This window comes from Pseudomonas sp. K2I15, assembly GCF_002204795.1.
Classification (GTDB): Bacteria; Pseudomonadota; Gammaproteobacteria; order Pseudomonadales; family Pseudomonadaceae; genus Aquipseudomonas.
Window position 1 is genome coordinate 1 of the sequence record NZ_NIXO01000066.1, and the last position, 26,899, is coordinate 26,899.

Here is a 26,899-nt window from a genome sequence, read left to right on the forward strand (position 1 = left end):
GTAGGCCGCTGTGCTGTTGCTTTTGATCTTGATCTTAGGCGCCCCGTTAAACCACGCTGGCCGAACGCAGGTAGTACGGAGCGGGTAAACCGGCAGGACGCCGGTTTAGCCGCGACGGGGCAGGGACGCCCCGTCGCGGCGGCCCGCGTAGTATTACCGGAGCTGAGGGCACACCGAGCCACAGCGAGGTGCCGAGTGGTGGGGCAAGAGCGTTTTGCTTACTTTTGCGCTGTTCAAAAGTGAGCCGCTGTAAGAGCGGAACCATAGGCGGCCATCACCCAAAAAACGGATATACACCCAACCCACAACCCCCACTCACCGCCGCAAAGCCAACTCAATCAACTCATGCAACTCCCCAACCTCCAACGGTGCAGTGGAAAACAGACTACGAAACACCGTGGGCGCAACGATCAGATTGATCAGCCGATCCACACTGGGGGCCGTTTCAGCGTCGCCCGGATAGCGATCCAGAATCATCTCCAACTGCCCGGTGAGAATCCCCACGCAATACCCCGGCGCCTGGCTGCATTGCACATCGCGCATCATCTCGCGGCCAAGGTCCGAGCTCATCTCATCACGGTATTGCTCACCCCACGCGCGCAGGTCGCCGCGCAGGCTGCCGGTGTTGGCCGGCTCACTGTCCGGGCGCAGGCGGGCCATCGCTACATCGGCCAACAGCGCAGCAAGGTCACCCCAGCGGCGGTAGATGGTCGAGGGCGTGACACCCGCACGTGCGGCTATCTGCGGAACGGTCACGCTGGAACGCTCCTGCTCTTCGAGCAATTCGCGCACAGCCGAATGAACGGATTCTTGTACCCGGGCACTACGGCCCCCCGGGCGGAGCCCTTCTTTTATCGCCATGCATAAAACCTTAACACAAAGAATTTGCTTTAAGCGCCATCCAGTAGCACACTCCACAAAAGCAAAATATTAGCTTTAGCGGAGCGTGCCCATGTCCAGCGTTACTTCCCATCGTTCCAGCCTGGTGTTCCTCGCGATCACCTTGCTGACCTTCCTGGCCGCCTCCAGCGCGCCGACGCCGTTGTACCATCTCTATCAGGAAGGCCTGCATTTTTCGGCGGCCATGCTGACCCTGGTGTTCGGTATCTACGCCTTGAGTCTGCTGGCGGCCCTGTTGACCGTGGGTTCGCTGTCGGACCACCTGGGCCGTAAGCCGGTGATCTTTGCCGCGCTGCTCCTCGATATGCTGGCGATGCTGCTGTTTATCAATGCCGACAGCGTCGGTTGGCTGATTGCAGCCCGCACCGTACAAGGCTTTGCCACCGGCATGGCCACTGCCGTATTGGGCGCCGCGTTGCTCGACACTGACCGCCAGCAAGGCCCGCTGATCAACAGCGTAGCGCCTTTGCTGGGCATGGCCTGCGGCGCCATGGGCTGCAGCCTGCTGGTGGAGTTCGCGCCGATGCCAACCACCTTGATTTACTGGACCTTGCTCGCCTTGATGCTGGCGCAGGCGATCTACGTGTGGCGTCTGCCGGAAACGGTCAGCCGGATCCCGGGCGCGCTGGCGTCGCTGTGGCCCACCTTGCATGTACCGCCCCAAGCGCGGCGCGCGTTGTGGATCTCGCTGCCGGTGGATGTGGCGGTGTGGGCCATGGGCGGTTTCTACCTGTCCCTGGCGCCCTCGCTGGTGCGGGCGGCGACCGGGTCTACCTCGAACCTGATCGGCGGCGGGCTTGTCGCGGTGTTGACGTTGAGCGGGGCGGTGATGATTTTCAGCCTGCGCAACCGCCCGGCGGACAAGGTCCTGCGCTTGGGCGCGGTGCTGCTGGCGGTGGGTGTCGCGCTGATCCTTACAGCCGTCCACAGCGCCAGCCTGCCGTTGTTTTTTGTCGCCACGCTGATTGCCGGCGGCGGCTTTGGCTCGGGGTTCCTCGGTGCACTGCGCAGCGTCTTGCCGTTGGCTTTGCCCCATGAACGGGCCGGCTTGATGTCGGCGTTCTACGTGCTGAGTTACCTGGCGTTCTGCGTACCGTCACTGTTGGCTGGCAACCTCACCCGCAGCTTCGGCTTGATCGCCACCACGGACGGTTATGGCGTGGTGCTGATCGTACTGGCACTCAGTGCGCTGGCGGCACTGCTGTTGCAGGATTCGGCCAAGAGCAGGGCGACGGCAGGCAGTTGATTCGGTAATAATCCGCCACCCGTACGCCTTGAGATTCAGCATGAAGATCATCCGCAGCAAGGACTTCACCGGCAGCCGCGCCTGGGAGGCGCTGGACATCGCCAGCATGAACGGCATCACCACTCGTTTGCACTGGACCGACCAGCCCTACCGCTGGCACATCAATGACGGTGAAGAAGTGTTCGTAGTCCTCGACGGCCAGGTGCAGATGCACTACCGCGAAAACGGCACAGAACAGATGGCCTTGCTGAACGTCGGAGACATCTTCTACGCCAGCGTCGGTACCGAGCACGTGGCCCATCCGCAGGGCCCGGCGCGGATCCTGGTGATTGAATCCGAAGGCAGCGTTTAGCTGTATATCAACAAAACAGATAACAGTTAGAGATATTACCCGTTATATAGATATTCGATTCGGTTCTACCATGGTCTCAACCTCATGCGAGGAAGAGGATTTCACCATGACTTGCCCCACTACCCTTCAAAGCAGTTTGAAACCGTTCAGTCACCTGACCCGTCCCCGGGAAGTGATTCGCCAGTTCACCCCCAACTGGTTTGCCGCCACCATGGGTACCGGGGTGCTGGCGTTGGCGCTGGCGCAATTGCCGGTCAACGTGCCTGGGTTGCACGCCCTGGCCGAGGGGCTGTGGCTGTTTACCATCGGCCTGTTTGTGCTGTTCAGCGTGCTGTACGCGGCGCGCTGGGTGATGTTTTTTCACGAGGCCCGGCGCATTTTCGGGCACTCCACGGTGTCGATGTTCTTCGGCACCATTCCCATGGGCCTGGCGACCATCATCAACGGCTTCCTGCTGTTCGGCCTGCCGCGCTGGGGGGATGGCGTGGTGCAACTGGCCGAAGTGCTGTGGTGGCTGGACGTGGCCATGGCGTTGGCTTGCGGGGTGTTGATCCCGTTCATGATGTTCACCCGCCAGGAACACAGCATCGACCAGATGACGGCTGTTTGGCTGTTGCCAGTCGTGGCCGCTGAAGTCGCCGCCGCCAGCGGAGGCCTGCTGGCGCCGCACCTGGCCGATGCCCATTCGCAGCTGGTAATGCTGGTGACCAGCTACGTGTTGTGGGCGTTTTCCCTGCCGGTGGCGTTCAGCATCCTGACCATCCTGATGCTGCGCATGGCCCTGCATAAACTGCCCCACGCCAATATGGCCGCGTCGAGCTGGCTGGCCCTCGGTCCCATCGGCACCGGCGCCTTGGGCATGCTGGTGCTGGGCGGTGATGCACCGGCCATCTTCGCGGCCAACGGCTTGCCCGGTGTGGGTGAAATGGCGAACGGTATCGGCCTGGTGGCCGGCATCACCCTGTGGGGGTTTGGTTTGTGGTGGATGTTGATCGCGGTGTTGATCACCGTGCGTTACCTGCGGGCCGGGATTCCGTTCAACCTTGGTTGGTGGGGGTTCACCTTTCCGTTGGGCGTCTACTCGCTGGCCACGCTGAAACTGGCGAGCACATTGCACCTGGGCTTCTTCAGTATTGCGGGCAGTGTGCTGGTGGCGGCGCTGGCGCTGATGTGGATGATCGTGGCCAAGCGCACGGTGCAAGGTGCCTATAAAGGTGAGCTTTTTGTTTCGCCGTGCATTGCAGGACTAGCGAATAAGTAAGCGGGATTAGGTAAAGTCGTGGCCTGGAAAACTAACAATAGTCTCGGGCCACGCAGGAACACGGACGATGAGCCACCCCTCGCAATTCACTTTGCTGCGCAAACGGCGCTTCCTGCCGTTCTTCATTACCCAGTCCCTCGGGGCGTTCAACGACAATATCTTTAAGCAGTCGTTGATCCTGGCGATTCTCTACAAGCTGACCATCGACGGCGACCGCTCGATTTGGGTCAACCTGTGCGCCTTGCTGTTTATCCTGCCGTTCTTCCTGTTCTCGGCCCTGGCCGGACAGTTTGGCGAGAAATTCAACAAGGACGCGCTGATCCGGGTGATCAAGATCGGCGAGATCGTGATCATGTCCGTGGGGGCGGCGGGCTTCATGTTCAACCACCTGGAATTGATGTTGCTGGCGTTGTTTGCCATGGGCACGCACTCGGCCCTGTTCGGGCCGGTGAAGTACTCGATCATGCCCCAGGCGTTGCACGAAGATGAGCTGGTGGGTGGCAACGGCCTGGTGGAGATGGGCACGTTCCTTGCCATTCTGGCCGGTACCATCGGTGCCGGGATCATGATGTCCTCCACCCATTACGCGCCGGTAGTCTCCATTGCGATCGTCGGCATCGCGGTGCTGGGCTATCTGGCCAGCCGCAGCATTCCCCGCGCTGCGGCTTCCAGCCCCGAGATGCGCCTGAACTGGAACATCTTCAGCCAGTCCTGGGCCACCTTGAAGCTGGGTCTTGGGCAAACACCGGCGGTGTCGCGCTCAATAGTCGGCAACTCGTGGTTCTGGTTTGTCGGCGCGATCTACCTGACGCAAATCCCGGCCTACGCCAAGGAATGGATGTACGGCGATGAGACGGTGGTCACGCTGATCCTCACGGTGTTCTCGGTGGGCATCGCCCTGGGCTCGATGCTGTGCGAGAAGTTGTCCGGGCGTAAGGTGGAAATCGGCCTGGTGCCGTTCGGCTCCTTTGGGTTGACCGTATTTGGCCTGCTGCTGTGGTGGCATTCCGGCGGTTTCCCGCAGAACGTCCAGGCCAACGACTGGATTGCGGTGCTGGGCTACGGTCAGGCGTGGTGGGTGTTGTTCGATATCCTTGGCCTGGGCGTATTCGGCGGCTTCTATATCGTGCCGCTGTACGCACTGATCCAGTCGCGTACCGCCGAGAACGAGCGGGCGCGGGTGATTGCCGCCAACAACATCCTCAACGCGCTGTTCATGGTGGTCTCGGCGATTGTGTCGATCGTGTTGCTGAGCGTGGCCAAGCTGTCGATCCCCGAGCTGTTCCTGGTGGTGTCGCTGCTGAACATCGCGGTCAACACCTACATCTTCAAGATCGTGCCCGAGTTCACCATGCGTTTCATGATCTGGCTGCTGGGCCATTCCATGTACCGCGTCGAGCATAAAAACCTCGACCTGATCCCGGACGAGGGCGCGGCGCTGCTGGTGTGCAACCACGTGTCGTTTGTCGATGCGCTGCTGATTGCCGGTTCGGTGCGTCGGCCGATTCGCTTTGTCATGTACTACAAGATCTATCGTCTACCGGTGCTGAACTTCATCTTTCGCACGGCCGGTGCGATTCCGATTGCCGGGCGGCATGAGGACATCCAGATCTACGAAAAGGCGTTCCAGCGTATTGCCCACTACCTGAAAGACGGCGAGCTGGTGTGCATCTTCCCGGAAGGCAAATTAACCTCCGATGGCGAGATGAACGAGTTCCGGAGCGGTGTGACGCGGATTCTTGAAGAGACACCGGTGCCGGTGATTCCGATGGCGTTGCAGGGGTTGTGGGGAAGTTTCTTCAGTCGTGATCCGAACAAGGGGTTCTTTCACCGGATCTGGTCACGGGTGACGCTGGTGGCTGGCGCGCCGGTGACCGTGGAGGCGGCAACGCCCGAGGCGCTGCAGGGTCTGGTTGGCACGTTGAGGGGCGATCTCAAGTAGTCATGTTCGTGTGCTCAGGACCTTCTGCTCAGGAGGGCCTGAGCAACGACTGGTTTTGCTGTGGGACAACGCTCACAGTTTGGTGTTTCGGGTAAAAAATCACTCATCCTGCGGAACCATTTCGGTCTAGTTACCACGCAGTCATCGTAGCTATCTAACGCTAAGGATGATTTTCGATGAGTATGCAAGTGAGTACTAACCCTCCTGCTTCACAATCGCCGTTACAAACTCTTTCTGCAGCACCTTCGGATAAGTTACAGGCTAAACAAGGGGAGCCTTCTGCGCCGATAAAGATCACCCCGAATATGCCGTTCAATGAAGGTGGGGTTGAGATAGATTTAAGTGTTCGCGGTGGCGGCCGTGGGTTTTATTCCCCACCAAAAGATCAGGATCTAAAGATTAAGACCGGCGACAGTGCGGACAAAGTTCATATTAAAAAGTCGGCTGATGGAGGATTGATCGCCGAGATCAATGGCAAGACCTACGACATTCCTTTTGATACCAAGAGTAATGGTCAACAACATCTTGAAATTCAAACCAACGGTGGAAACGACAATGTCACTGTTGACGACGACGTGAAAGTACCCGTCAGTGTGAAGCTGGGAGCCGGTAACGATCGATTCAACGCTGGCGGCGGTAGGACCAATGTCTACGGCGGTGCCGGTAATGACACCCTTCAATTGGGCAGCGGTGTCGGGTATGCCGAGGGCAATGATGGGGATGACACGATCACCGGAGGATCGGCTTATAGCGTCATGTATGGGGGCAATGGTAACGACAAGTTGCGGGGAGGAGGTGGCAGCACCTACATGGACGGTGGCAGCGGCAATGATTCGCTGCGCGGAGGCGGTGGGAAGAACGTCATGAATGGCGGGAAGGGAAATGACGTTGTAGACGGTGGTGCTGGTGAAAATACAATTTATACCGGCAAGGGCCGTGATACGGTTAATTCAGTATCTGACGAAGATATTATTTATGGGAAGAAAGACGACAGTATAAAACGCACGAAGAATTCGAAGTTCGTCGAGGTGGCACCGTCCGACGCAGGCAGCAAAGCCTTTAAGGTTGAGGGCAGTTATGAGTTCAAGCAAGTTGTGGAGGATGATCTGGAGTTCTTGCGAGGTTCTCCAACCGGGGAGAAATTACTGGAGGGGTTAGATAAGACGTCTGGTCCTATAACAATCCGGGAGCAGCCTGAGGGTGGGGCGGCTTTCTACAACTATGGGCGTAAGGGCGTTGACCTTGGAGACCCGCGAGTAGAACCGCCCAATGACTCGGAACATGGGTATATCACCAATGGGGTGGCCGGTGCACCGGCTGACGATGCGACGATTCTCTACGGTCGTGCGTTCGTGGTGGAAGAGCATGAACGGCCGCCGATTATTCCGGTATTCCATGAGATGTCTCATGCGTTCAATGGTGTCAACGGGACGGCATTGCCTGGTGAGACGCCGGTTGGGGCTGATCCTTACAAGCCACAATCAGAATCGAACAGGGAGCGGCAGGCCGTAGGCCTACCGACAAACGCCGATCCTTTCGATTTTGATAATGACCCCTCAACGCCACCAACCAATACAAACCCGGAGTGGGCGACTGAAAATGGGCTTGCCAAAGAGTTGCGGACATCGCTGCGTGCGCGATATTTCAGTTGACCGTGTGTGAGTGAAGGGAAGGGTGGACGTTCAGTCCATCCTTCACTGAGCGTGCGGCGCCTAAGCGCTGATCTTGAGCCCGATCAGCCCACAGATAATCAACGCCACACTGGCCAGCCGAAACAACGCCATGGATTCCCCAAACAGGATAATCCCGGCAATCACCGTGCCCACTGCACCGACACCGGTCCAGATGGCATAGGCGGTGCCCAGTGGCAGTTCCTTCATGGCCAGCCCCAGCAACCCGAGGCTGACGGCCATGGCGGCAATCGTCAGGGCCGTGGGCAGTGGCTTACTGAAACCGTCGGTGTACTTCAGTCCGACGGCCCAGCCGACTTCAAACAGTCCGGCAAAAAACAGAATGATCCAGGACATGATGACCTCCCTTCTAATAAGGTGGGGTCGTCCCCTGATTTGATCGCGCGATGGCGTCGCGAGGTCGTCCCCGCGAAGCTCGCTAGAGTGCCGAATATTGATCAGGTGATCAAGTTTCTGACTTGCTCGCCAACAGTTCACGGTCTTCTTTTTCGCTCATCCGCCGGAAGTACGTCGACAACAACGCCCCGGAAATATTGTGCCAGACGCTGAACAGCGCACTGGGCACCGCCGCCAGTGGCGAGAAGTGCGCACTCGCCAAGGCAGCGCCCAAGCCGGAGTTCTGCATGCCCACTTCCAGCGACAGGGATTTGCGTTGCGCCAGCGGCAGCCCGAACACACGGCCGGTGAAGTAGCCCAGCAGGAAGCCAAAGGTGTTGTGCAGGATCACCACGGCCATGATCAGCAGGCCCGACTCGGCAATCTTCGCCTGGCTGGCGGCAACCACTGCGGCAACGATGGCCACGATGCTGACCACCGACACCAGCGGCAACACCTCCACCGCATGCCGTACGCGTGCGCCCAGCAACCGCTGCGCCACCACGCCGAGCACGATCGGCAGCAGCACCACTTGCAGGATCGACCAGAACAATTCCATGAACGACACCGGCAACCAGGCCGAGGCCAGCAGCCAGATCAGCGCGGGCGTCAGCAGCGGGGCGAGGAGGGTGGTGACGGCGGCGATGGCCACCGACAGTGCCAGGTCGCCCCGGGCCAGCCAGGTCATGACGTTGGAGGACGTGCCGCTCGGGCAGCAACCGACGAGGATCACGCCGACGGCGATTTCCGGCGGCAGGTGGAAGACCTGGCACAGCAGCCAGGCCACGCCGGGCATGATCACGAAATGCGCGACCACGCCCAATGCCACACGCCACGGGTGGCGCGCGACTTCAGCGAAATCTTCAAGTTTGAGGGTCAGCCCCATGCCGAACATCACCAAGCCCAACAGCGGCACGATGGCGCCTTTGAGGCCGATAAACCAGGCGGGCTGCAGGAACGCGAGCACGGCGAAAATCAGCACCCAGTAGGCGAAGGTATTGCCGACGAAACGGCTCAAGGCGGCGAGTGCGCGCATGGGGTTGGTCCTTGTTATTCGATTTTTGAAGTGCAAATGCGATCAAGTGTGGGAGCGGGCTTGCTCGCGAAAGCGTCCTGTCAGTTGATCGCTTCCTGGCAGACACACCGCCTTCGCGAGCAAGCCCGCTCCCACATTTTGATCTTCACAAGGTTTTAGATGCCTTGTGGGGTCTCTTCGCCGCCCAGTGCTTCCACCAACGCCGGCAGGAAGTCGCCAAACGTCAGCATCATCAGGGTGAAGCTGGCGTCCTGCTGGCCCAGTGCTTCATCGCCGCCGTCCTGTTCAGCCTGGTCTTGCAGCAGGTCTTCGAACTTCAGGCGCTTGACGGTCATCTTGTCGTCCAGCATGAACGACAGCTTGTCCTGCCAGGCCAGGGACAATTGGGTCACGACTTTGCCGGTGGTCAGGTGCAGCTGGATTTCTTCGCCAGTCAGGTCCTGGCGCTTGCAACGCACGATGCCGCCGTCTTCGTGGGTGTCACGCAGTTCGCATTCGTCGAGCACGAAGAAGTCATCGGCCGGCTTCTGGGTGGTGACCCAGTCGGTCATGATGGCGGTTGGCGCGGTTTTCACGGTCAGTGGGCGTACCGGCAGGGTGCCGATCACTTCACGCAGGGTGGACAGCAGGTCTTCGGCACGCTTCGGGCTGGCCGAGTTCACCAGGATCAGGCCCTGTTTCGGCGCGATGGCGGCGAAGGTCGACGAGCGACGGATAAATGCGCGCGGCAGGAAGGCCTGGATGATTTCATCCTTGATCTGGTCGCGTTCCTTTTTGTAGACCTTGCGCATTTGCTCGGCTTCGATCTCTTCGACCTTTTCCTTCACGGCGTCACGCACCACGCTACCCGGCAGGATACGTTCTTCCTTGCGCGCAGCGATCAGCAGGAAATCACCGCTGACGTGCACCAGGGGCGCGTCTTCGCCTTTACCGAAAGGGGCGACGAAACCGTAAGTGGTCAACTCCTGGCTTGCACAAGGGCGCGCCAGTTTGGTGGCCAGTGCAGTTTCCAACGCCTCGGCATCAACAGGCAGATCTTGGGTCAGGCGATAGATAAGCAGGTTTTTGAACCACATGGGGTGAGTCTCTCCTTATATACAAAGGGGGGCATTATTCTCCTCATGGCGCCATAGGCCAACCCTCGCTAAGCCATTGGAAGGCCTGAAAAAAATTATTTAAGAAAGTGCTTGCCAGACTATGGGTCGCTCCGTAGAATGCGCGCCACACCGAAAGTGAAGGGTGATTAGCTCAGCTGGGAGAGCGTCTGCCTTACAAGCAGAATGTCGGCGGTTCGATCCCGTCATCACCCACCATTCGCTTCCAGTGTTACGCGCAGCGGTAGTTCAGTCGGTTAGAATACCGGCCTGTCACGCCGGGGGTCGCGGGTTCGAGTCCCGTCCGCTGCGCCATATTTAGGTTACCTGGAACGCTGAACGCCAGGTACCACGGAAAGCCCGCTCATTGAGCGGGCTTTTTGCTGTCTGGGGTTTGCTAAAGCCGCAGGTCAAAAAAAACGCCCCCGATCATGTGCAGTGATCGGGAGCGTTTTTTATTGGGTCTAGAAATCCCAGCGGGTGGTGACCATGACGTTGCGTGGCTCACCATAGGCGGCGGAGTTATAGAAACCGATGTTGGTGTAGTAGGACTTGTCGAAGATGTTATTGACGTTCAGCGTCGCCGACACGTTCTTGGTGATCTGGTAGCGGGTCATCAGGTCCACCAGCCAGTACGCCTCCTGGGAGAACGCTTCATAACCGCCATGCGGGTTGTTGTAGATGTCTTGCCAGCCCACGCTTTGCCAGCGCACGCCACCGCCGACGGTCAGCTTGTCCAGGTCGCCCTTGAGTTTGTAGGTGGTGTACAGCTTGACCTGGTCTTCAGGCTCGAACGTGGAAATCTTCACGTCCTGGTCGTCACGCGCAACCTTGTGGGTGTAGCCGGCCTGGATCTGCCAGCCTGGGCTTAACTCGCCGGATACTTCCAGCTCATAGCCCTTGGTGACGGCCTTGGTGCCCTTGTAGGCATAGTTCTGCGGCGCGGGTCTGAGGTTGTTGTAGTCGTCGTCGGAAACGGCGCGGTTGGTTTCATGGACTTCGAAGTACGCCGCGCTGGCGTTCAGGCGCCCGTCGAAGAAATCAGCCTTCAGGCCCAGTTCATAGTTCTGGCCTTCGTCCGGCTCAAGCAACTGGTTTTGCCGGTCGCGGTTGTAGTTTTCCTGGGGCATGAAGATGTCGGTGTAGCTGGCGTAGACCGAGTAGGTTTCATTCAGGTCGTACACCGCGCCGACGTACGGTACGAAGCGTCCGGTCTCGCGGTAGGACGGGTTATTACCGGTCAAGTGGTAATTGACCACGCGACCGCCGAGCAGCAGTTTCAGGTCATCGGCCAGGTTCAGGCGAGTCGTCATGTAGGCGCCGGTCTGGCGAATGGTATCGTCGATATATTGCTGCGGCGCGCCCCAATCGGGTTGAGTGGCGTGGCCATGCCAGTTATTGAAGTCCACCCTGTTGGGGGCGAGGTTCCAGTAACCCTTGCCGTTCCAGTCCGAAATGCCGATGGAGCCGCCCACCACCAGTTCATGCTCACGGCCACCCAGGCTGAACGGGCCGCTGGCGTACAGGTCGGCGGAGTCGCTGACGGTTTCCCCGGTGTATTTGCCCGAGGTGATGTTTGCGCTGCCGTCCGCCCGGGGCTCGTCGCCCTGGATCGAGCCCATCAGCGCATGGTAGCCGTTGATCTTGTGGTCCAGTTGCAGCTTGGTCACCCAGCCATTACCCAGGTCATGCTCGAGCATGGCGAAGGCGGTGCGGGTGTATTGCTCCCAACTGCTCCAGTTGGCAGCGTTGTTGAACGAGCGCTTTACGCTATTGCGATCGCCATTGGCGTTGATCAGCGGAAAGCTGCCGGACCAGCTTGAGGCGGTGGGCAGGCTGTCTTGATAGTCGCCGCCCACGGTGAGCATGGTGTCGGGGGACAGGTCGAATTCCATGATGCCGTAGTACACCGGGCTTTTGCGCGAGTAACGATCCATGAACGAGCGCTTGTCCTGGTAGGCCGCGACGGCCCGGCCACGCACGTTGCCGCTTTCGGTCATCGGGCCGCTCACATCCAGTTCGCTGCGGTAATTGTCCCAGGAGCCCGCGCCGAGGCTGGCATGGCCCTGAAAGTCTGCCGTGGGTTTCTTGCGCACCAGGTTGATCGTGGCGCCCAGCGAGCCGGCACCCGTGAGCAGGCCGGTGGCGCCTTTAAGCACCTCGACCCGATCATAGATCGCCATGTCGCTCAGGGTATTGCCCGCCGAGTAGGCGACGTTGCGCGCGGTGGACGGAATGCCGTCGTACTGGAAATTATTGATGGAGAAACCGCGGGCGTAGTAATTGCTGCGGTCGCTGTCAAAGGCCGACACGGTGATGCCCGGGGTGTGGCGCATCACGTCGTCAACGTTGTTCAGGCCGAAGTCATCCATGTGCTTGCGGGTGACCACGGTCACCGATTGCGGGGTTTCCTTGGGGGTTAACACCAGCCGCGTCGCCGTCGCGATGCTGCCTGGGGTGTAGGAATCCGTACCTTCGGTGACGTTGCCCAACTGGTTGGCGCTTACCTGAGTGGGCCCCAGTTCCATGGCGCCAGTGGCCGCGGGATTGGCTTCCAGCGCGTACACCTGATTGCCTTTGACCACGCGGTAGCCGCTGCCTTGCAACAGCCTGTCGAACCCGGCGTCCACACTGTAAGTGCCGTTCAACCCCGGACTGCTCAGTGCCTCAAGGTTCTGGGACTGGAACACAATGGCCACGCCCGCTTGCTGGGCAAACCGGTTGAGTGTTGCGCCTAGTGGCCCTGCTGGTATGTCGTAGGTTTGGGCCGCGACGTTTACCGTGTCGGCCTGGGCCAGGTGGGTATTCAGCAGCGTTGTCGCGAGCAGTGTGAGGGTCAGCGGCGCGCAATTCAGCAGGCGCCTGCGAGGCTTGGAAGGGAGGGGCATGGTGAGGGCAGTCCTTTGGTTATCGATATACCTTCCTTGACGGGTAACCCGAAAAAAAGCGGAAGCAATGCGAATAATTATTTTTTGCTCTCAGTATCCGGGCTGACGATCATCAGCCATGGGGTAAAGGTTTTTAGCTTAATGGGCAGGTTTTGGGCCAGCATCTGCAAGGTGCGGTCGGTGTCATCCAGAGGGAGCACGGCCGAGACTCTGAGATTTGCCAGTGCGGCTCGATCAAACTGCAAGCGGCCAGAGCGGTTCCGGGCGATTTCGTCGAGCACTTCGGGCAGTGGTCGGTTATCCACCACCAGTTGATGGCGATGCCAGGCTTCATTGACGCTCGCCGGGTCGATGCTGCCCGACAAGCGCACCGCGTCCGCGCTGACTCGCGCTTGCGAGCCTGCGTCCACTTCCAGCGTCTGCTGCCCGTTCGCGCTTTTTGCCGCAACGCGGGATTCGAGCATGCTCAGCACCGTGACATCCCCCTCGCGCTTGACCACAAACCGCGTGCCCAGCGCGCGCAGTGTGCCCTGGGCGGTCTGCACCACGAACGGCCGCTCGCCATCGTGAGCCACTTCCACCAGGATTTCTCCTTGCAGCAGTTCGATGCGCCGCTGTCGGCTGTCGAAATGCAGATTCGCCGCGCTGATACCGTTCAGGGTCAGCGTGGAGCCGTCCGCCAGGCGCAGGGTTTTCCATTCGCCGGGGCCGTTGTGCACATCGGCCATCCATTGTTGTGGGTAAGGGCTATAGAGCAGCGCTGCGGCGGGTAAGGCAAGGCTGCAGGCCAATACCAGCGCGCGGACGTAGCTTTTGCGGGCTTTCCCGTGCCGAGGAAACGCCGCACTCAAGGCCGCCCGTGCCGGTGCTTTTTGCCCGCGCAGGGCTAGCATCCGCGCAATCACGTCTTCCATGCGCGCCGCTGAGGCCGCGTGTTGCGGTCCTTGCTGCTTCCAGCGTTCAAACGCCTGGCGCTGGGCCTCGGTCAATTGACCTTCGTGCAGGCGAATCATCCATTCGGCGGCTTGTTCGTCGATTTGTTGGCGGGAGTCAGGCATGCGCGGCTCAGGTGTCCACGCTGTGGCTGCAATGCAGCAGGGCCTGGATCAAGTACTTGCGTACCGTGCGTTCCGACAACTTCAGTTGGCGGGCGATTTGTTGCTGGGTCAGGTCTTCGAGGTAATACAGCACAAACGCCTGGCGCACATTGTCGTGCATGCCTTCCAGAATAAACGCAATGTGCTCAAGGGCTTCCAGGGTGGTGTGGATCTGTTCCGGCGATTGAAAACCTTCCAGGGTTTCGACCGTCAGCATCAACTCCTGAAGGTAGGCGTTTTCAATCTGCTTGCGCCGCGCCTGGTCGATGATCAGCCGCCGGGCGGTGGTGCTCAAATACGCCCGGGGCTCGCGAATGCTGGTCACCGACTCGCGTGCGTGCAGAATCCGCGCGAAGGTGTCCTGCGCCACGTCGGCGGCGTTGTGGGTACAGCCCAGTTTTCGGCGCAACCAAGTGAACAGCCAGCGGTGGTGCTGGCTGTACAGCTCGGTTATCTCCCGTTGGAACGGCGGTTCACCCACAGACATAAGGCGCGGCCCAGGTGTTATTGAGAATAATTGTTAATTGTGGGGCCAAGGCTTGTGCAAACGCAATAGACTCGCGTTTGCACCCAAAGCACCGGTTTTGCGGGGCGCGCGCGGACGAAGGCAAAATATTTTAAATAAAGTGCATTTAAATCATGACATTACAAAAAATTGCTATAGAATGCGCCCCACACCGAAAGTGAAGGGTGATTAGCTCAGCTGGGAGAGCGTCTGCCTTACAAGCAGAATGTCGGCGGTTCGATCCCGTCATCACCCACCATTCGCTTCCAGTGTTACGCGCAGCGGTAGTTCAGTCGGTTAGAATACCGGCCTGTCACGCCGGGGGTCGCGGGTTCGAGTCCCGTCCGCTGCGCCATATTCGGTAATCTGGAATGCTGAACGCCAGGTACCACGGAAAGCCCGCTCATTGAGCGGGCTTTTTGCTGTCTGGGGTTTGGCCGCCCGAAGGCTTAGAAAAACTCGTCCAGCAAGCAGTAGAACGTGATGCGCTGCTCATCGGGTTTGACGCCGTACTGCTCGAAGAAAGGCGCCACCCAGGCCGGCCCGAGATTGCGCTCGATGCTGCGGGCGGCCAGCGCCAGGTCCTGATAACGGTCGCTGATTCCCAGGCGACCGCAGTCGATGAAACCACTGAAGTGATCGCCCTCAGCCATGAAGTTTGGCAGGCAGGCATCGCCGTGGGTCACGACCCGGTCATGCTCGGCGGGGCGCGTCGACAGCAGCTCGGCGAACACATCCTTGGCCGTTCGGCCCAAGCGCTCGTCGTCGAAGTCGGTCTCGTCAACCAGCCCTGCGTTCACACGATGACCAGCGAGCGCAATACGTTCTTCCAGTGAATGGTCGAAGGGGCACTGTGCAATTGGCACCTGGTGCAGGCCGCGCAGAGTGGTCGCCACCAGGCGGATGACCTGTGGCGCAGACAAGTCGCTGGCGCTGGCCAGATCCTGGCCCGGGACGGCGCTCATCAGCAGCCAGTGGCGCTGGTTTTCCGTCAACACATCAAGCACGGCAGGCCCTGGCAGGTTCCATTGCCGGAGCCAACGCAGGCGCTCGATCTCGTCGGGCAGCTCGGCGAGTGGGCCGATCGGCTCGGACTTAAGGAACAGATCCTCACCGTTGCCACAGCGCAGGCGAAAGACGTCGGCTCCCGACTCGCCAATGGTCTGTGGTTCGATGAGTGCCGTGGGGAATTGTTCACGCCATTTTTTTGGAATAGTCATGCGGGCATTCTTCCATTTTCTTCGTATCGCTTCCATCCACCGCACCATGGCGCCGTAAAAACACCAAGACCACCAACGCCGTGACCAACGTGAATCCAGCCAGCAGTTGCAGCAAGGTATTGAACCCCGCCGCGTAGGCTGCGCGCAGTTCTGCCAATGGAATCGTCGTGCCGGCCTGTAGGACATCGCCCATCACCAGCGCTTGTGCAATCACCGAAACATCCACCGCTGCGCTTCCCCGCAAGTGGTGCGCAACCAGTGCGCCCAACACCGCCATTGTGATCGCCAGCGCCACGCCTTCACTGGCCACGCGGGTGGTATTGAAGATCCCCGCGGCCATTCCCGCGCGTTCCTTGGGAACCACGCTGATCGCCAAGCCATCCATCAAGCCCCACGGCAGCCCGGTGCCGATCCCGATGATCAGCATCGCGGCGACGGTTTGCGCAGGCTGGTTGGCCAAACTCAACCCCCACAGGCCCGCCGCCGCGATCAGCAAACCAATGGCGCACAACACACCGGCCGACAGCCAGCGTGTCAGCGATGCTGCGATCATCGGCACCACCAGCATCGGTGCCGACAACGCGAGCATCATCAAGCCCGCCTCCAGCGCGCTGGCACCCTCCACACCGATAAACCGCAGCGGCAGCAACACGATCAGCACGATGTAGCAGTAACAGGTGCCGATCGGCAGGAGCTGTACGCCGATAAAGCGCGGGAAGCGAAACAGCCGCAGCTCCAGCATTGGTTGGCTTGAGCGATTTTCGACGAGGATAAACACCAGCAAAAACACCGCCGTCGCCACCAGCAGGCAATCAACCACCGGCGATGCCCACCCGTGCTCCGGGGCGAGGATCACCGCCGTGGTCAGGGCCACCAGCATGGCCGAAAACGTCAGCACACCGGCGGTATCCAACCGCAGCGCCTGCGGGTCGCGGCTTTCGCGCATTTTTGGGGCGGCAAACAACAGCGAGAGGCCGGCGAGCAGTGCGGTGCCGAGAAAAATCGCGCGCCAGCCCCAGTGCTCGATCAGCAACCCAGAGAGCAACGGCCCAAACGCCAGGCCCGCACCGAACGTGGTGCCCAGCAGGCTGAAGGCGCGGGTGCGGGCGTGGCCGTCAAACTCCTGGGCCAGCGCTGCACAGCCACTGGCCAACGCCGTGGCCGCCGCGACGCCCTGCACGCCACGCAATACATCCAGCCAGAAAATTCCCGGTGCCACTGCCAGCAGCAGGGAGACTACGGTGAACAGCGCCATGCCCCACAAGAACAGGCGCTTTCTCCCATACAGGTCAGCGAGGGTGCCGGCGGCCATCAACAGGCTGCCGAAACTGAGCATGAACGCGTTGGTGATCCACGCCAGTTGGCTTGGCTGGGCGGCAAACGCCTGGCCGATAAAAGGCGTGGCGACGGCGCCGCCGGTAAAGCTCATGGGCAATACCAGGGCCGCCAGGCAAATCGCGGCGAGGATGGAATATCGGCCATGGGCGGGTACGGCTTCGGTTGTGGTGTTCATGGGGCATTCCCGCAGGTCTGAAGATCTAAAGACTCTAATCAGGATGCAATCGTGGATAAACGGGCTTACATTCCGTTCATAAAGGACGTTAAGGATGTAATGGCATGACGGATAACCTGAGCGGTGTGATCGCCTTTGTGAAAACGGCAGAGGCCCGAAGCTTCACCGGCGCCGCGCGGGCAATGGGGATTTCCGCCTCGGCGGTGGGCAAGAACGTCGCCAAGCTTGAGGCTTCGTTGAATGTGCGGCTGTTGCACCGCAGCACCCGCAAGGTCAGCCTCACCGCCGAAGGCCAACTGTTCTACGAGCGCTGTCGGAAAATTCTCGACGACCTGCAAGACGCCCGCGCCATGCTTTCCCATGCCATGCAGGCACCCCGAGGCAAGCTGCGGGTCAGCCTGCCCACCATCGGTTATCGCTTCCTTTTCCCGCACATGCTCGCGTTCCGCAAAGCCTACCCGGAGATCGAGCTGGAGCTGGATTTCAACGACCATCTGGTGGACGTGATCGAGGAGGGTTTCGACGTGGTCATTCGCAGCGGCGGGCTGGCGGACTCGACCTTGATGGCCCGCAAGCTGGGGCCGTTCAGGTTTGTGCTGTGTGCGTCGCCTGAGTATCTGCGGGCTAACGGTCGGCCGGAATCGCTGAGTGATCTGGAGCATCATCCGTGTTTGCGTTACCGGTTTGCCACCACCGGGAAAATCATGGACTGGACCTTATCCGCCAACCCGGCCATCACCCAATTGCGCCTGCCCACCGCGCTGACCTTGAACAATATGGAAGCCATGCTCAGGGCGGCGATCGACGGCCATGGCATTGCCTACGTGCCGGATTTCCTGGCCCGCGAGGCACTCGCCCAAAGCCAACTGGAAACCGTGCTCGACGGCCACTGCGAAGACCAGGGCCAGTTCTGGGCGCTATGGCCATCCAGCCGTCATCTCTCACCAAAGATCCGCGTATTTGTCGACTTCGCCGCCGCCCATCTGTTCACAGCCCTACCAGTCGGTAGCCCACCTGCAACTCGGTAATGAAGTACTGCGGCTGGGCCGGGTCCGCCTCCAGCTTCTGCCGAAGATGCGCCATATGCACCCGCAAATAGTGGGCGCGGTCCACGTAATCCAGGCCCCACACTTCCAGCAATAACTGGCGATGGGTGAGCACCCGGCTCTGCCCGCGAATCATCGCGCACAGCAGGCGGTACTCGATGGGCGTGAGGTGCACCGGTTCGCCCAGGCGCCATACTTCGTGGGTCGCCAGGTCCACTTCAATCTCGCCAAACGCCACCTTGCTGGTGGCTGCTACCGTGCCGGTTTGCCCGTGTCGACGCAGTTGCGCACGGATGCGCGCCAGCAACTCGGGCACGCCGAAGGGTTTGGTCAGGTAGTCATCGGCGCCGGCATCCAGGGCGGCGACTTTCTCCTCTTCGCGATCCCGTGCCGACAACACCAGGATCGGCACCGCGAGCCAACCCCGCAGTTCGCTGATCAGCTGTTTACCATCGCCATCCGGCAGGCCGAGGTCAACGATCACCAGGTCCGGCTGGCGGCTGGAGGCGTGGATCAGCGCGCGCTTGACGCTGTCGGCCTCGAATACCTGGAAGCCCTCATCCTGCAGGGCAATGCCGACAAAACGGCGGATATTGGCCTCGTCTTCAACAATCAGAATGCGTGCAGTGCTCATAGGGCTTCCATGGAAGGCGGGGTGCCCGCCGGTAGAGTGATGACGAAATGCAGACCGCGCTCGCGTCCGGGCATGGCTTCGATACGCCCGCCGTGGGCTTCGACGATGCGTTTGGCCAGGGCCAGACCCAGGCCGATCCCGGCGACCGACGATTCCTGCTGGCCACGGGCGAAAGGTTCGAACAGATTGGCCGGCGCACTGCCGGGGCCGGTGTCGCTGACTTCCAGCAGGATGCTGTCGGACACGGCGCGGGCGGCGACGGTAATGACGGTGCCGGGCGGGGTGTACTTGGCGGCGTTGTCCAGCAGGTTGACCAGCACCCGTTCGATCAACAGCGCGTCGACTTCCACCAGCGGCAACTGCGGGTCCAGTGTGGTGTGCACTACATGCCGCGCCAGTGGTTCACGCAATTGGCGCAGGGCGCTGCCGACGATCTCTTCCAGCAAATGCCATTGTCGGTTGAGCCGCACGCCGCGCTCTTGCATGCGCGCCATGTCCAGCAGGTTTTCGATCAGCCGTTGCATCGAGGTCGCTTGCTCATGAATACCGTGCAACAACTCGGTCAGCGGCCCCGGCGGCGCGTGGGGCAGGGCAGTGTCGGCGGCGCCGATCAGCGTGGTCAACGGTGTGCGCAAGTCGTGGGAAATCGCCGCGAGCAAGGTGTTGCGCATCTTCTCGCCTTCCATCTGCACCAGCGTGCTTTGCGCCACTTCAACGAAGTGCACACGCTCCAGGGCAATCGCCAACTGGCTCATGCAGGCTTCCAGCAGGTGGCGTTCTTCGGGCTCGTTGAGGCGTTCGCTTTGCGCCAGTTCCAGCACCAGCACGCCGCGCACGCGCATCGGCGCTTTTAGCGGCAGGTAGCAACCCTTGGCGGCGGACAAGGTGTCGGTGCCCTGGCCGGCGGACTGCCCGTGGTCGTAGGTCCATTGGGCGATGCTGTCGTCGATCGGCAACCCGCCCGCGCCCACGCTGTGCACGCCATCGGCAGCGTCCGGCAAGGCCAGGCCGACCCGTGCTTCGAACACGCCGCTGAAGGTGCGCAGCGCGACTTCGCTGATCTGCTCGACGGTCAACGCGGCCGACAGGTCGCGGGCCAGGCGTGCCAGTGAAGTGGCGCGGCGTTCGCGGGCGGCGGCGGTGCGCGCTTCGTGGCGCAGGCGGGCGGTGAGTTGCCCGGTGATCAGGGCGATGCCGAGCATCAGCGCGAAGGTGAAGAAATACTGCGTGTCGTTGACGGTAAATGAGTAGCGCGGCTGTACGAAAAAGAAGTCGAAACACAACACCGCCAGCATTGCCGCCCACACGCCTGGGCCGCGTCCAAAGCGCAGGGCCACCAGCACCACCGTGAGCAGGAACAGCATCACCACGTTGGCCAGCTCGAACACTTGCAGCAGCAGCGAGGCGATGGCGCTGGCGGTGAAACAGGCGAGGGTGGCCCAGAGGTAGGCCAGGGTTCTGCCGGGCGCTGGCGTCGGTTTTTCAGTGATCGGAACAGTGCCCGGCAGCACGCCGTGGGCAATCACGATCTGGTCGATTTGCGGGTGGTGGCGGCTGATCCGGTCGCCCACCGACTGGTGCCAGAACCGCCACGCCCGGCGCGGATGATGGCCGAGCACCAGGCGATTGGCGTTGTGTTCCCGGGCGCAGGCGGCCAGCGCTTCGGCGACGTCCATGCCCGGCAACGTCGCGGTGTCGGCGCCAAACTCGCTGGCCAGGGCCAGGGTTTTCATCGCCGTGAGGTAGCGCTTGGCGCCGCGGCCCTGGGCGGACGCGACGTGCACCACAATCCAGTCCGCCTCAAGCTTTTGCGCCAGGCGCGCGGCTTCGCGCACCAGGCGTTCATCACCGGCGTCACCGGCCACGCCCACCAACAACCGCTCGCGGGCGGGCCACAGGGTCTTGATCGACTGTTCGCGACGGTACACGCGCATCTGCGTGTCGACCCGGTCGGCGGTGCGGCGCAGGGCCAGTTCCCGCAGGGCCAATAAATTGCCCTTGCGGAAGAAGTGCCGCGACGCACGTGCAGCCGTAGGGCCCAGGTACACCTTGCCGTCCTTCAAGCGTTGCAGCAGATCATCTGGCGGCAGGTCGACCACCACCACTTCGTGGGCGTTGTCGAACACATGGTCGGGTACGGTTTCCCGCACGCGAATGCCGATGATCCCACTCACCAGATCGTTAAGGCTTTCCAGGTGCTGGACGTTGAGGGTGGTCCACACATCGATGCCGGCGCTGAGCAGTTCTTCCACGTCTTGCCAGCGTTTGGGGTGGCGTGAGCCGGGCACGTTGCTGTGGGCCAGTTCATCCACCAGCAGCACGGCGGGATGACGGAGCAGGGCGGCGTCGAGGTCGAATTCGGAGAGGGCGAAGTCACGGTGCAGGCGGTGGGCACGGGGTAGTTGTTCGAGGCCGTTGAGCAGGTCGGCGGTTTCCTGGCGGCCGTGGGTTTCCACCACGCCGGCGAGTACGTCGCGGCCGAGGCTGACTTCCCGTTGCGCTGAATCGAGCATGGCGCAGGTCTTGCCCACGCCGGCGTTGGAGCCGAAGTAGATACGCAATTTGCCGCGCAAGGCGGCCTGTTCTTCCTGTTGGACCCGGGCGAGCAGGGCGTCGGGGTCGGGGCGTTCTTCGTTTAATGCGGGCATGTCATTCCTGGTAAATGCGGTTCAATTGTGGGAACGGGCTTGCGGTGGCGAGCGGGCTTGCCCCGCGTTGGGCTGCGAAGCAGCCCCACCAATCTGTGGTGAACCCGACGGGGGACAAGCCCCCTCACCACCGCAAGCCCGCTCCCACATTGGATTTTCGGTGCTACACCAGACCCAGCCCGGTCAGCACCATGTCAATCAGCTTGATCCCGGCGAACGGCACCAGCACCCCGCCCAGGCCATAGATCAGCAGGTTGCGATTGAGCAACGCCGCCGCACCAATCGCCCGATAGGTCACGCCGCGCAGTGCCAGCGGAATCAGCCCGACAATAATCAACGCATTGAAAATCACCGCGCTGAGAATCGCCGAGTTGGGGCTGGTCAGGTGCATCACGTTCAGCGCACCCAACTGCGGATAGGTCGCGACAAACGCCGCCGGGATGATCGCGAAATACTTCGCCACGTCATTCGCAACACTGAAGGTGGTGAGCGCGCCACGGGTCATCAGCATCTGCTTGCCGACCTCGACCACCTCGATCAGCTTGGTCGGGTTGCTGTCGAGGTCGACCATGTTGCCGGCCTCTTTTGCCGCCTGGGTGCCGCTGTTCATCGCCACCGCCACGTCGGCCTGGGCCAGCGCCGGGGCGTCGTTGGTGCCGTCGCCGGTCATGGCCACGAGCTTGCCCTGGGCCTGGTAGTCGCGGATCAGTTGCAGCTTGTCTTTCGGGCGGGCCTCGGCGAGGAAGTCATCCACGCCGGCTTCCACCGCAATCGCGGCGGCGGTCAGGCGGTTGTCGCCGGTGATCATCACGGTCTTGATGCCCATGCGCCGCAGTTCGGCAAAACGCTCCTTGATGCCGCCCTTGACCACGTCCTTGAGCTCGACCACGCCCAGTGCTTTTGCACCGTCTGAGACCACCAGCGGCGTGCTGCCGCGTCGCGATACTTCATCGACCTTGGCCTGCAACGCCGCCGGAAAATTCCCGCCCAATGCTTCGATATGGCTACGGATGGCATCCGCCGCACCTTTGCGAATTCCCCGGCCTTCGGGCAGGTCGACGCCGCTCATGCGGGTCTGCGCGGTGAAGTGCACAAAGCTTGCGCCCAGGGCGTTGATGTCCCGCGCGCGGAGGTCGAATTTCTGCTTGGCCAGCACCACAATGCTGCGGCCTTCCGGGGTTTCGTCGGCCAGGGACGCCAGTTGCGCCGCATCGGCCAGTTCGGCTTCCTTGACCCCCGGCGCCGGCAGGAAACTGCTGGCCTGGCGATTGCCCAGGGTGATGGTGCCGGTCTTGTCCAGCAGCAACACGTCGATATCACCTGCGGCTTCCACCGCACGGCCGGAGGTGGCGATCACATTGGCCGACATCATCCGGCTCATGCCCGCCACGCCGATCGCCGAGAGCAGGCCGCCGATGGTGGTGGGAATCAGGCACACCAGCAACGCCACCAGCACCGTGGCGCTGACCACGCTGCCGCTGCCGCTCATGGCCACGGCAAAGATCGAGTACGGGCTCAGCGTGGCGATTACCAGCAGGAACAACAGGGTCAGGCCCACCAGCAAAATCGTCAGGGCGACTTCGTTGGGGGTCTTCTGGCGCTTGGCGGATTCGACCATCGAAATCATGCGGTCGAGGAACGACTCACCGGGGTTGACGCTGATGCGCACCACCAGCCAGTCCGACAGCACCCGCGTGCCGCCGGTGACCGAGGAAAAGTCGCCGCCGGCTTCGCGAATCACCGGCGCCGATTCGCCGGTAATTGCGCTTTCATCCACCGAGGCCACGCCTTCGATCACCACGCCGTCCAGCGGCACCAGGTCGCCGGCTTCGATCAGTACCACGTTGTCCTTGCGCAGCAGGCTGGCTTCCAGCGGCAGCCAGGCACTGCCGTGCCGGGGCTGTTGCAGCAGCTTGGCCAGGGTCTTGCGCTTCATGCCCCGCAGGCTGGCGGCCTGGGCGCGGCTGCGGCCTTCGGCCAAGGCCTCGGCGAAGTTGGCGAACAACACGGTAAACCACAGCCACAAGCAGATGCTGAGGATAAACCCGCTGGGCGCTTCACCCTGGCCGCCGAGGGACTGGAACCACAGCAGCGTGGTGAGGATGCTGCCCAGGTACACCACGAACATCACCGGGTTTTTCCACTGCGCCTGGGGCAACAGTTTCTTGAACGCATCCGCGCAGGCGGTGAGCACGATGGTGCGGTCAAACAGAGGTAAACGAGCATTCTTGATCATGGGGGAATCTCTTACTCACTGGCCGCAATGGGGGGCTGACGCAAAGACAGGCGGGCGTCCAGCGCGAGGTTGAGTTGCAGCACATTGACCCGTGGTTCGCCGAGCAAACCGAGGGTGCGAGCGGCGGTGTTTTCGTTCACCAGTTGCAGCAGGTCGGCTTCCGGGATCTGCCGCAGGCGGGCGATCCGGGTCAGCTGGATACGTGCGTTGGCCAGCGAGATATGCGGGTCCAGGCCGGAGGCGGAAGCGGTCACCGCATCCACCGGCACCTGGGCGTCGGCGGCAATGCCGTTGTCCTGGCGATACGCTTTAACTCGGGCTGCAACCTGGTCCACCAGTTTCTGGCTGGTAGGGCCCAGGTTGCTGGCGCCGCTGGAACCTGAGTTGTACGGCTGCGATACGCTTTTGCTTGGGTCTTGCGGGTCGGCGCCGAGGGTCATGCTCGGGCGGCCATGGAAGTACCCGGGCTGGGTGAAGTCCTGGCCGATCAATGCTGAGCCGACCACCAGCCCCTCGCGTTCAATCAGCGAACCCTGAGCCTGGAACGGGAACAGCAACTGCGCGGCAAAGGTGGTGAAGATCGGGTAGGCGAGGCCGGTCAGGGCCATGAAAAATACCGCCGAAACCAGCACCGGGCGCAACAGCCCTTTGAATATCGATTGAGTCGTCATCAACGTGTCCTTAGTTGTACGTCTGGCCGGACAGCAACTGCAGTTGCTCCACCAGCGGGCCAAGCGCGAGCGCCGGCAGGAAAGTCAGGCCACCCACCACCAGCACCACGAACACCACCAGCACCATGAACAGCGGCGTTGCGGTAGGGATGGTGCCGGCACCGGCAGGCACGGTCTTTTTCATCGCCAGGGAGCCGGCCACGGCGAGCATCGGCAGCATGGTGAAGAAGCGCCCGATCAACATCGCAAGGCCAATGGTGGTGTTGAAAAATGGCGTGTTGGCATTCAGCCCGGCGAACGCCGAACCGTTGTTGGCCGTGCCTGAGGTGTAGGCGTACAGCACCTCGCTGAACCCGTGGGGGCCGAGGTTATTCAGGCTGGCCAGGGTGTCGGGCCACAAGGCGGCGAGGGCGGTGAAACCGAGGATACTGATGGGGTGCGCGAGCACCGAGAGCATCACCAGTTTCATCTCCCGGGCCTCGATCTTCTTGCCGAGGAATTCCGGGCTGCGGCCGATCATCATGCCCACCAGGAACACCGTCAGCAGCGCGTACTGGATCAAGTTGATAAAACCCACGCCGTCGCCGCCGAACACGCAGTTGAGCATCATCTGCGCCAGGGGTACGAAGCCGCCCATGGGCGTCAACGAGTCGTGCATCGCGTTGACCGAGCCAGTGGTGGCCGCAGTAGTGGTGGCGATAAACAGGCTGCTGTCGGCGATGCCGAACCGCAGCTCCTTGCCTTCCATGTTGCCGCCGCTCTGCTCGATCGACAGCGTCTGATTGGCACCGGCCTGGGTCAGCAGCGGATTGCCGTTTTGCTCAGCGCCATACACCAGCGCGAGAAAGCCGATGAACATCACCAGGAAGGTGCCGAAAAACACCCAGCCCTGACGGCGTTGCAGCAGCATGCTGCCGAAGGTGTAGGTCAGCGCCGAAGGGATCAGCAACATGCTGAGGATGTGCAGGGCGTTGGTCAGCGGTGTCGGGTTCTCGAATGGGTGCGCGGCGTTCATGCTGAAGAAACCGCCGCCGTTGGTGCCGATATGCTTGATCGATTCAAAGCTCGCCACGGCACCGACAATCAACTGTTGCTGCGCGCCTTCAAGCGTTGTGGCCAGGGCTTGCGAGGCGAAGGTTTGCGGCATGCCTTGCCAGACGTAAACCAGGGCCATGCCCACACACAATGGCAGCATCACGCGGTACAGGGTGCGGGTGAAGTCGACCCAGAAGTTGCCAATGTCTGCTGAGCTTGAGCGGCTCAAGCCACGGATAAAACCGGCGGCGGCGACCACGCCCGAGGTGGCGCCGACAAACATCAGGAAGGTGATCACCGCCATCTGGCTGAAGTTCGACAGGCTGGTTTCGCCCGAGTACGCCTGCCAGTTGGTGTTGGTAATAAAGGAGGCGGCGGTGTTGAACGCCAGGTCCGGGGTTTGTGCGGCCAGCCCGAGTGGGTTGATCGGCATGACGGCCTGCAACCGCAGGATGAGGTAGCCGAGCAGCATCATCGCCGCGTTCGACAGCAGCAGGGCAGAACCGTAGCGGGCCCAGCCCATGGTTTCCAGTGGGTCAATGCCCAGCAGGCGATAGGTATAATGTTCCGGCAGGGCGTGGCGGGGGCCGGTAAAAACCCGGGTTAGCCACTTGCCCATTAGCACGGCGAGCCCGGTCATCAACCCCAGGATCAGCGCAAATTCCAGCAAAGTGCTTAGCATGTCGAGGCTCCGTTCAAATCTTGCCCATGGCGACAATGGCCATGGTTGTCGCGGCGAAAAACACCAGGGAGAGGCCGATAAAAATCACGTCGTACATGGCGGGCTCCCTAGAACTTTTCGGCGCGAATGAGGGCATAGCCCAGATAAGCGAACAGTCCGACGGCGCATAAGCCGCTGGCGATATAGATGAACTTGAGTGTGAGCACGGTGGAACTCCCCTGATTAATAAGCCGCGATTGCGGACGCGGGGAGGTTAAGAGGTTGGGTATCAAGTTCGGGCACTGATTGCGGGCGCGGGTATTAAGACGGTGTATAGACAGGTTTGTGGTGGGCGAACAAAAACAAGGGATAGCCCGGGGGTGGGGTATCCCTTGAAAGTCTGGGGTTGTGCTGCTTTTGATGATCAGCTTATTTGGCTTTCTTTTTCTTTGAGTCGCGGGTCGCGAGTTGTTCGAAGCAGAAGGCGGCGGCGCCGAACAGGGCGATCATTGAGAGGACGATCATGCCTAAAGTTGAACTTTCCACGATGACTTCCTACGGGGGTGATTGGTGTGGAGTTCACAGTAGTGGAGGGGGGGTTAGTTGCTCAATAGAGGCGACGTAAACGTTATGGCTGGGGGTGAATCTATACGGATTTTTTACGGCTGGTAGTGTGTATATCCGTTTCTGCGGTAACGGCTACTTAGGGTTCCGCTCTTACAGCCATGCCTTTCAAGGTCTTGGTTTAAAACCCCGTTTAAAGTCATGTTCAAGTCCGTTTATCCGACTTGGCAGCCTTAAGCACACGAGCTGTTGAGACATGCGCCCGCGCCGCCTTACCTTCCAGC

General features: G+C 61.0%; 21 protein-coding genes and 4 tRNA genes. 10 read left to right on the forward strand and 15 right to left on the reverse strand.

Translation table 11 applies throughout. The annotated features are described in order from the left end of the window. Positions 1-315: 315 nt before the first annotated feature. The gene (locus CEC48_RS26880) at positions 316-861 is read right to left on the reverse strand and encodes a TetR/AcrR family transcriptional regulator (protein ID WP_088426488.1); all 546 of its coding nucleotides are present in this window, start codon (positions 859-861) and stop codon (positions 316-318) included. A gap of 91 nt (positions 862-952) precedes the next feature. On the opposite strand from CEC48_RS26880, the gene CEC48_RS26885 reads away from it, so the two are divergent. The 5 genes from CEC48_RS26885 (at position 953) to CEC48_RS26905 (ending at position 7,353) form a co-directional block, all read left to right on the forward strand. Beyond that, positions 953-2,146 (forward strand): MFS transporter, encoded by a 1,194-nt coding sequence (locus CEC48_RS26885; protein WP_088426489.1) that lies wholly within the window; start codon positions 953-955, stop codon positions 2,144-2,146. A gap of 40 nt (positions 2,147-2,186) precedes the next feature. Continuing rightward, complete coding sequence (locus CEC48_RS26890) at positions 2,187-2,498, forward strand: cupin (RefSeq protein ID WP_088426490.1); 312 nt, start codon at positions 2,187-2,189, stop codon at positions 2,496-2,498. A gap of 106 nt (positions 2,499-2,604) precedes the next feature. Next, a complete protein-coding gene (locus CEC48_RS26895; protein ID WP_088426491.1) occupies positions 2,605-3,759 on the forward strand; it encodes a TDT family transporter in 1,155 nt (384 codons plus the stop codon). A 67-nt stretch (positions 3,760-3,826) separates the two neighbouring features. Next, positions 3,827-5,701: an MFS transporter gene (locus CEC48_RS26900; RefSeq protein WP_088426492.1), complete on the forward strand. Its 1,875-nt coding sequence runs from the start codon at positions 3,827-3,829 to the stop codon at positions 5,699-5,701. A gap of 176 nt (positions 5,702-5,877) precedes the next feature. After that, positions 5,878-7,353: a M91 family zinc metallopeptidase gene (locus CEC48_RS26905; protein ID WP_088426493.1), complete on the forward strand. Its 1,476-nt coding sequence runs from the start codon at positions 5,878-5,880 to the stop codon at positions 7,351-7,353. Positions 7,354-7,413: 60 nt separating this feature from the next. Here the strand turns inward: CEC48_RS26905 and sugE are convergent, their stop codons facing one another. From sugE to rdgC, 3 genes are all read right to left on the reverse strand, one after another. Then, entirely contained in the window at positions 7,414-7,728 is a 315-nt protein-coding gene (gene sugE / locus CEC48_RS26910) for a quaternary ammonium compound efflux SMR transporter SugE (RefSeq protein ID WP_003190128.1), read from the reverse strand. Positions 7,729-7,837: 109 nt separating this feature from the next. Next, entirely contained in the window at positions 7,838-8,803 is a 966-nt protein-coding gene (locus CEC48_RS26915) for a bile acid:sodium symporter family protein (RefSeq protein ID WP_088426494.1), read from the reverse strand. Positions 8,804-8,958: 155 nt separating this feature from the next. Further along, positions 8,959-9,879 carry a recombination-associated protein RdgC gene (gene rdgC / locus CEC48_RS26920; RefSeq protein ID WP_008430455.1) on the reverse strand — a complete coding sequence of 307 codons (921 nt, stop codon included), beginning with the start codon at positions 9,877-9,879 and terminating at the stop codon, positions 8,959-8,961. Between the two features lie 161 nt (positions 9,880-10,040). Here rdgC and CEC48_RS26925 point away from each other — a divergent pair. Continuing rightward, positions 10,041-10,116: transfer RNA gene (locus CEC48_RS26925), tRNA-Val, on the forward strand. Positions 10,117-10,135: 19 nt separating this feature from the next. After that, positions 10,136-10,212, forward strand: a tRNA-Asp gene (locus tag CEC48_RS26930). Between the two features lie 149 nt (positions 10,213-10,361). On the opposite strand, the gene CEC48_RS26935 is transcribed toward CEC48_RS26930, so the two are convergent. From CEC48_RS26935 to CEC48_RS26945, 3 genes are all read right to left on the reverse strand, one after another. After that, the gene (locus CEC48_RS26935) at positions 10,362-12,785 is read right to left on the reverse strand and encodes a TonB-dependent siderophore receptor (protein ID WP_088426495.1); all 2,424 of its coding nucleotides are present in this window, start codon (positions 12,783-12,785) and stop codon (positions 10,362-10,364) included. A 77-nt stretch (positions 12,786-12,862) separates the two neighbouring features. Further along, a complete protein-coding gene (locus CEC48_RS26940) occupies positions 12,863-13,843 on the reverse strand; it encodes a FecR family protein (RefSeq protein ID WP_088426496.1) in 981 nt (326 codons plus the stop codon). A gap of 7 nt (positions 13,844-13,850) precedes the next feature. After that, positions 13,851-14,369, reverse strand: coding sequence for a sigma-70 family RNA polymerase sigma factor (locus CEC48_RS26945; protein ID WP_088426497.1), 519 nt, complete (start codon positions 14,367-14,369; stop codon positions 13,851-13,853). A 201-nt stretch (positions 14,370-14,570) separates the two neighbouring features. Here CEC48_RS26945 and CEC48_RS26950 point away from each other — a divergent pair. Then, positions 14,571-14,646 (forward strand) — tRNA-Val (locus tag CEC48_RS26950). A 19-nt stretch (positions 14,647-14,665) separates the two neighbouring features. Next, positions 14,666-14,742 (forward strand) — tRNA-Asp (locus CEC48_RS26955). Between the two features lie 94 nt (positions 14,743-14,836). On the opposite strand, the gene CEC48_RS26960 is transcribed toward CEC48_RS26955, so the two are convergent. Together CEC48_RS26960 and CEC48_RS26965 are read right to left on the reverse strand one after the other, a co-directional pair. Further along, complete coding sequence (locus CEC48_RS26960; protein WP_088426498.1) at positions 14,837-15,607, reverse strand: APH(3')-II family aminoglycoside O-phosphotransferase; 771 nt, start codon at positions 15,605-15,607, stop codon at positions 14,837-14,839. Continuing rightward, entirely contained in the window at positions 15,582-17,120 is a 1,539-nt protein-coding gene (locus CEC48_RS26965; RefSeq protein ID WP_256579785.1) for an MFS transporter, read from the reverse strand. The genes CEC48_RS26960 and CEC48_RS26965 overlap by 26 nt, the downstream gene beginning before the upstream one ends. Positions 17,121-17,224: 104 nt before the next feature. Here CEC48_RS26965 and CEC48_RS26970 point away from each other — a divergent pair, with 104 nt between their 5' ends. Then, positions 17,225-18,148, forward strand: coding sequence for a LysR family transcriptional regulator (locus CEC48_RS26970; RefSeq protein WP_088426499.1), 924 nt, complete (start codon positions 17,225-17,227; stop codon positions 18,146-18,148). On the opposite strand, the gene CEC48_RS26975 is transcribed toward CEC48_RS26970, so the two are convergent. From CEC48_RS26975 to kdpF, 6 genes are all read right to left on the reverse strand, one after another. Continuing rightward, positions 18,108-18,800 (reverse strand): response regulator, encoded by a 693-nt coding sequence (locus CEC48_RS26975; protein ID WP_088426500.1) that lies wholly within the window; start codon positions 18,798-18,800, stop codon positions 18,108-18,110. The genes CEC48_RS26970 and CEC48_RS26975 overlap by 41 nt on opposite strands. Then, positions 18,797-21,448 (reverse strand): sensor histidine kinase KdpD, encoded by a 2,652-nt coding sequence (locus CEC48_RS26980; protein WP_088426501.1) that lies wholly within the window; start codon positions 21,446-21,448, stop codon positions 18,797-18,799. Before CEC48_RS26980 ends, CEC48_RS26975 begins: the two co-directional genes overlap by 4 nt. Positions 21,449-21,611: 163 nt before the next feature. Further along, complete coding sequence (gene kdpB, locus CEC48_RS26985) at positions 21,612-23,684, reverse strand: potassium-transporting ATPase subunit KdpB (RefSeq protein WP_088426502.1); 2,073 nt, start codon at positions 23,682-23,684, stop codon at positions 21,612-21,614. A gap of 11 nt (positions 23,685-23,695) precedes the next feature. Further along, complete coding sequence (gene kdpC / locus CEC48_RS26990; protein WP_088426503.1) at positions 23,696-24,355, reverse strand: K(+)-transporting ATPase subunit C; 660 nt, start codon at positions 24,353-24,355, stop codon at positions 23,696-23,698. Between the two features lie 10 nt (positions 24,356-24,365). Next, on the reverse strand, positions 24,366-26,072 hold the full coding sequence (gene kdpA / locus CEC48_RS26995) for a potassium-transporting ATPase subunit KdpA (protein WP_088426504.1): 1,707 nt from the start codon (positions 26,070-26,072) through the stop codon (positions 24,366-24,368). Between the two features lie 107 nt (positions 26,073-26,179). Beyond that, positions 26,180-26,278, reverse strand: coding sequence for a K(+)-transporting ATPase subunit F (gene kdpF, locus CEC48_RS27000; protein WP_003219423.1), 99 nt, complete (start codon positions 26,276-26,278; stop codon positions 26,180-26,182). Positions 26,279-26,899: the final 621 nt, after the last annotated feature.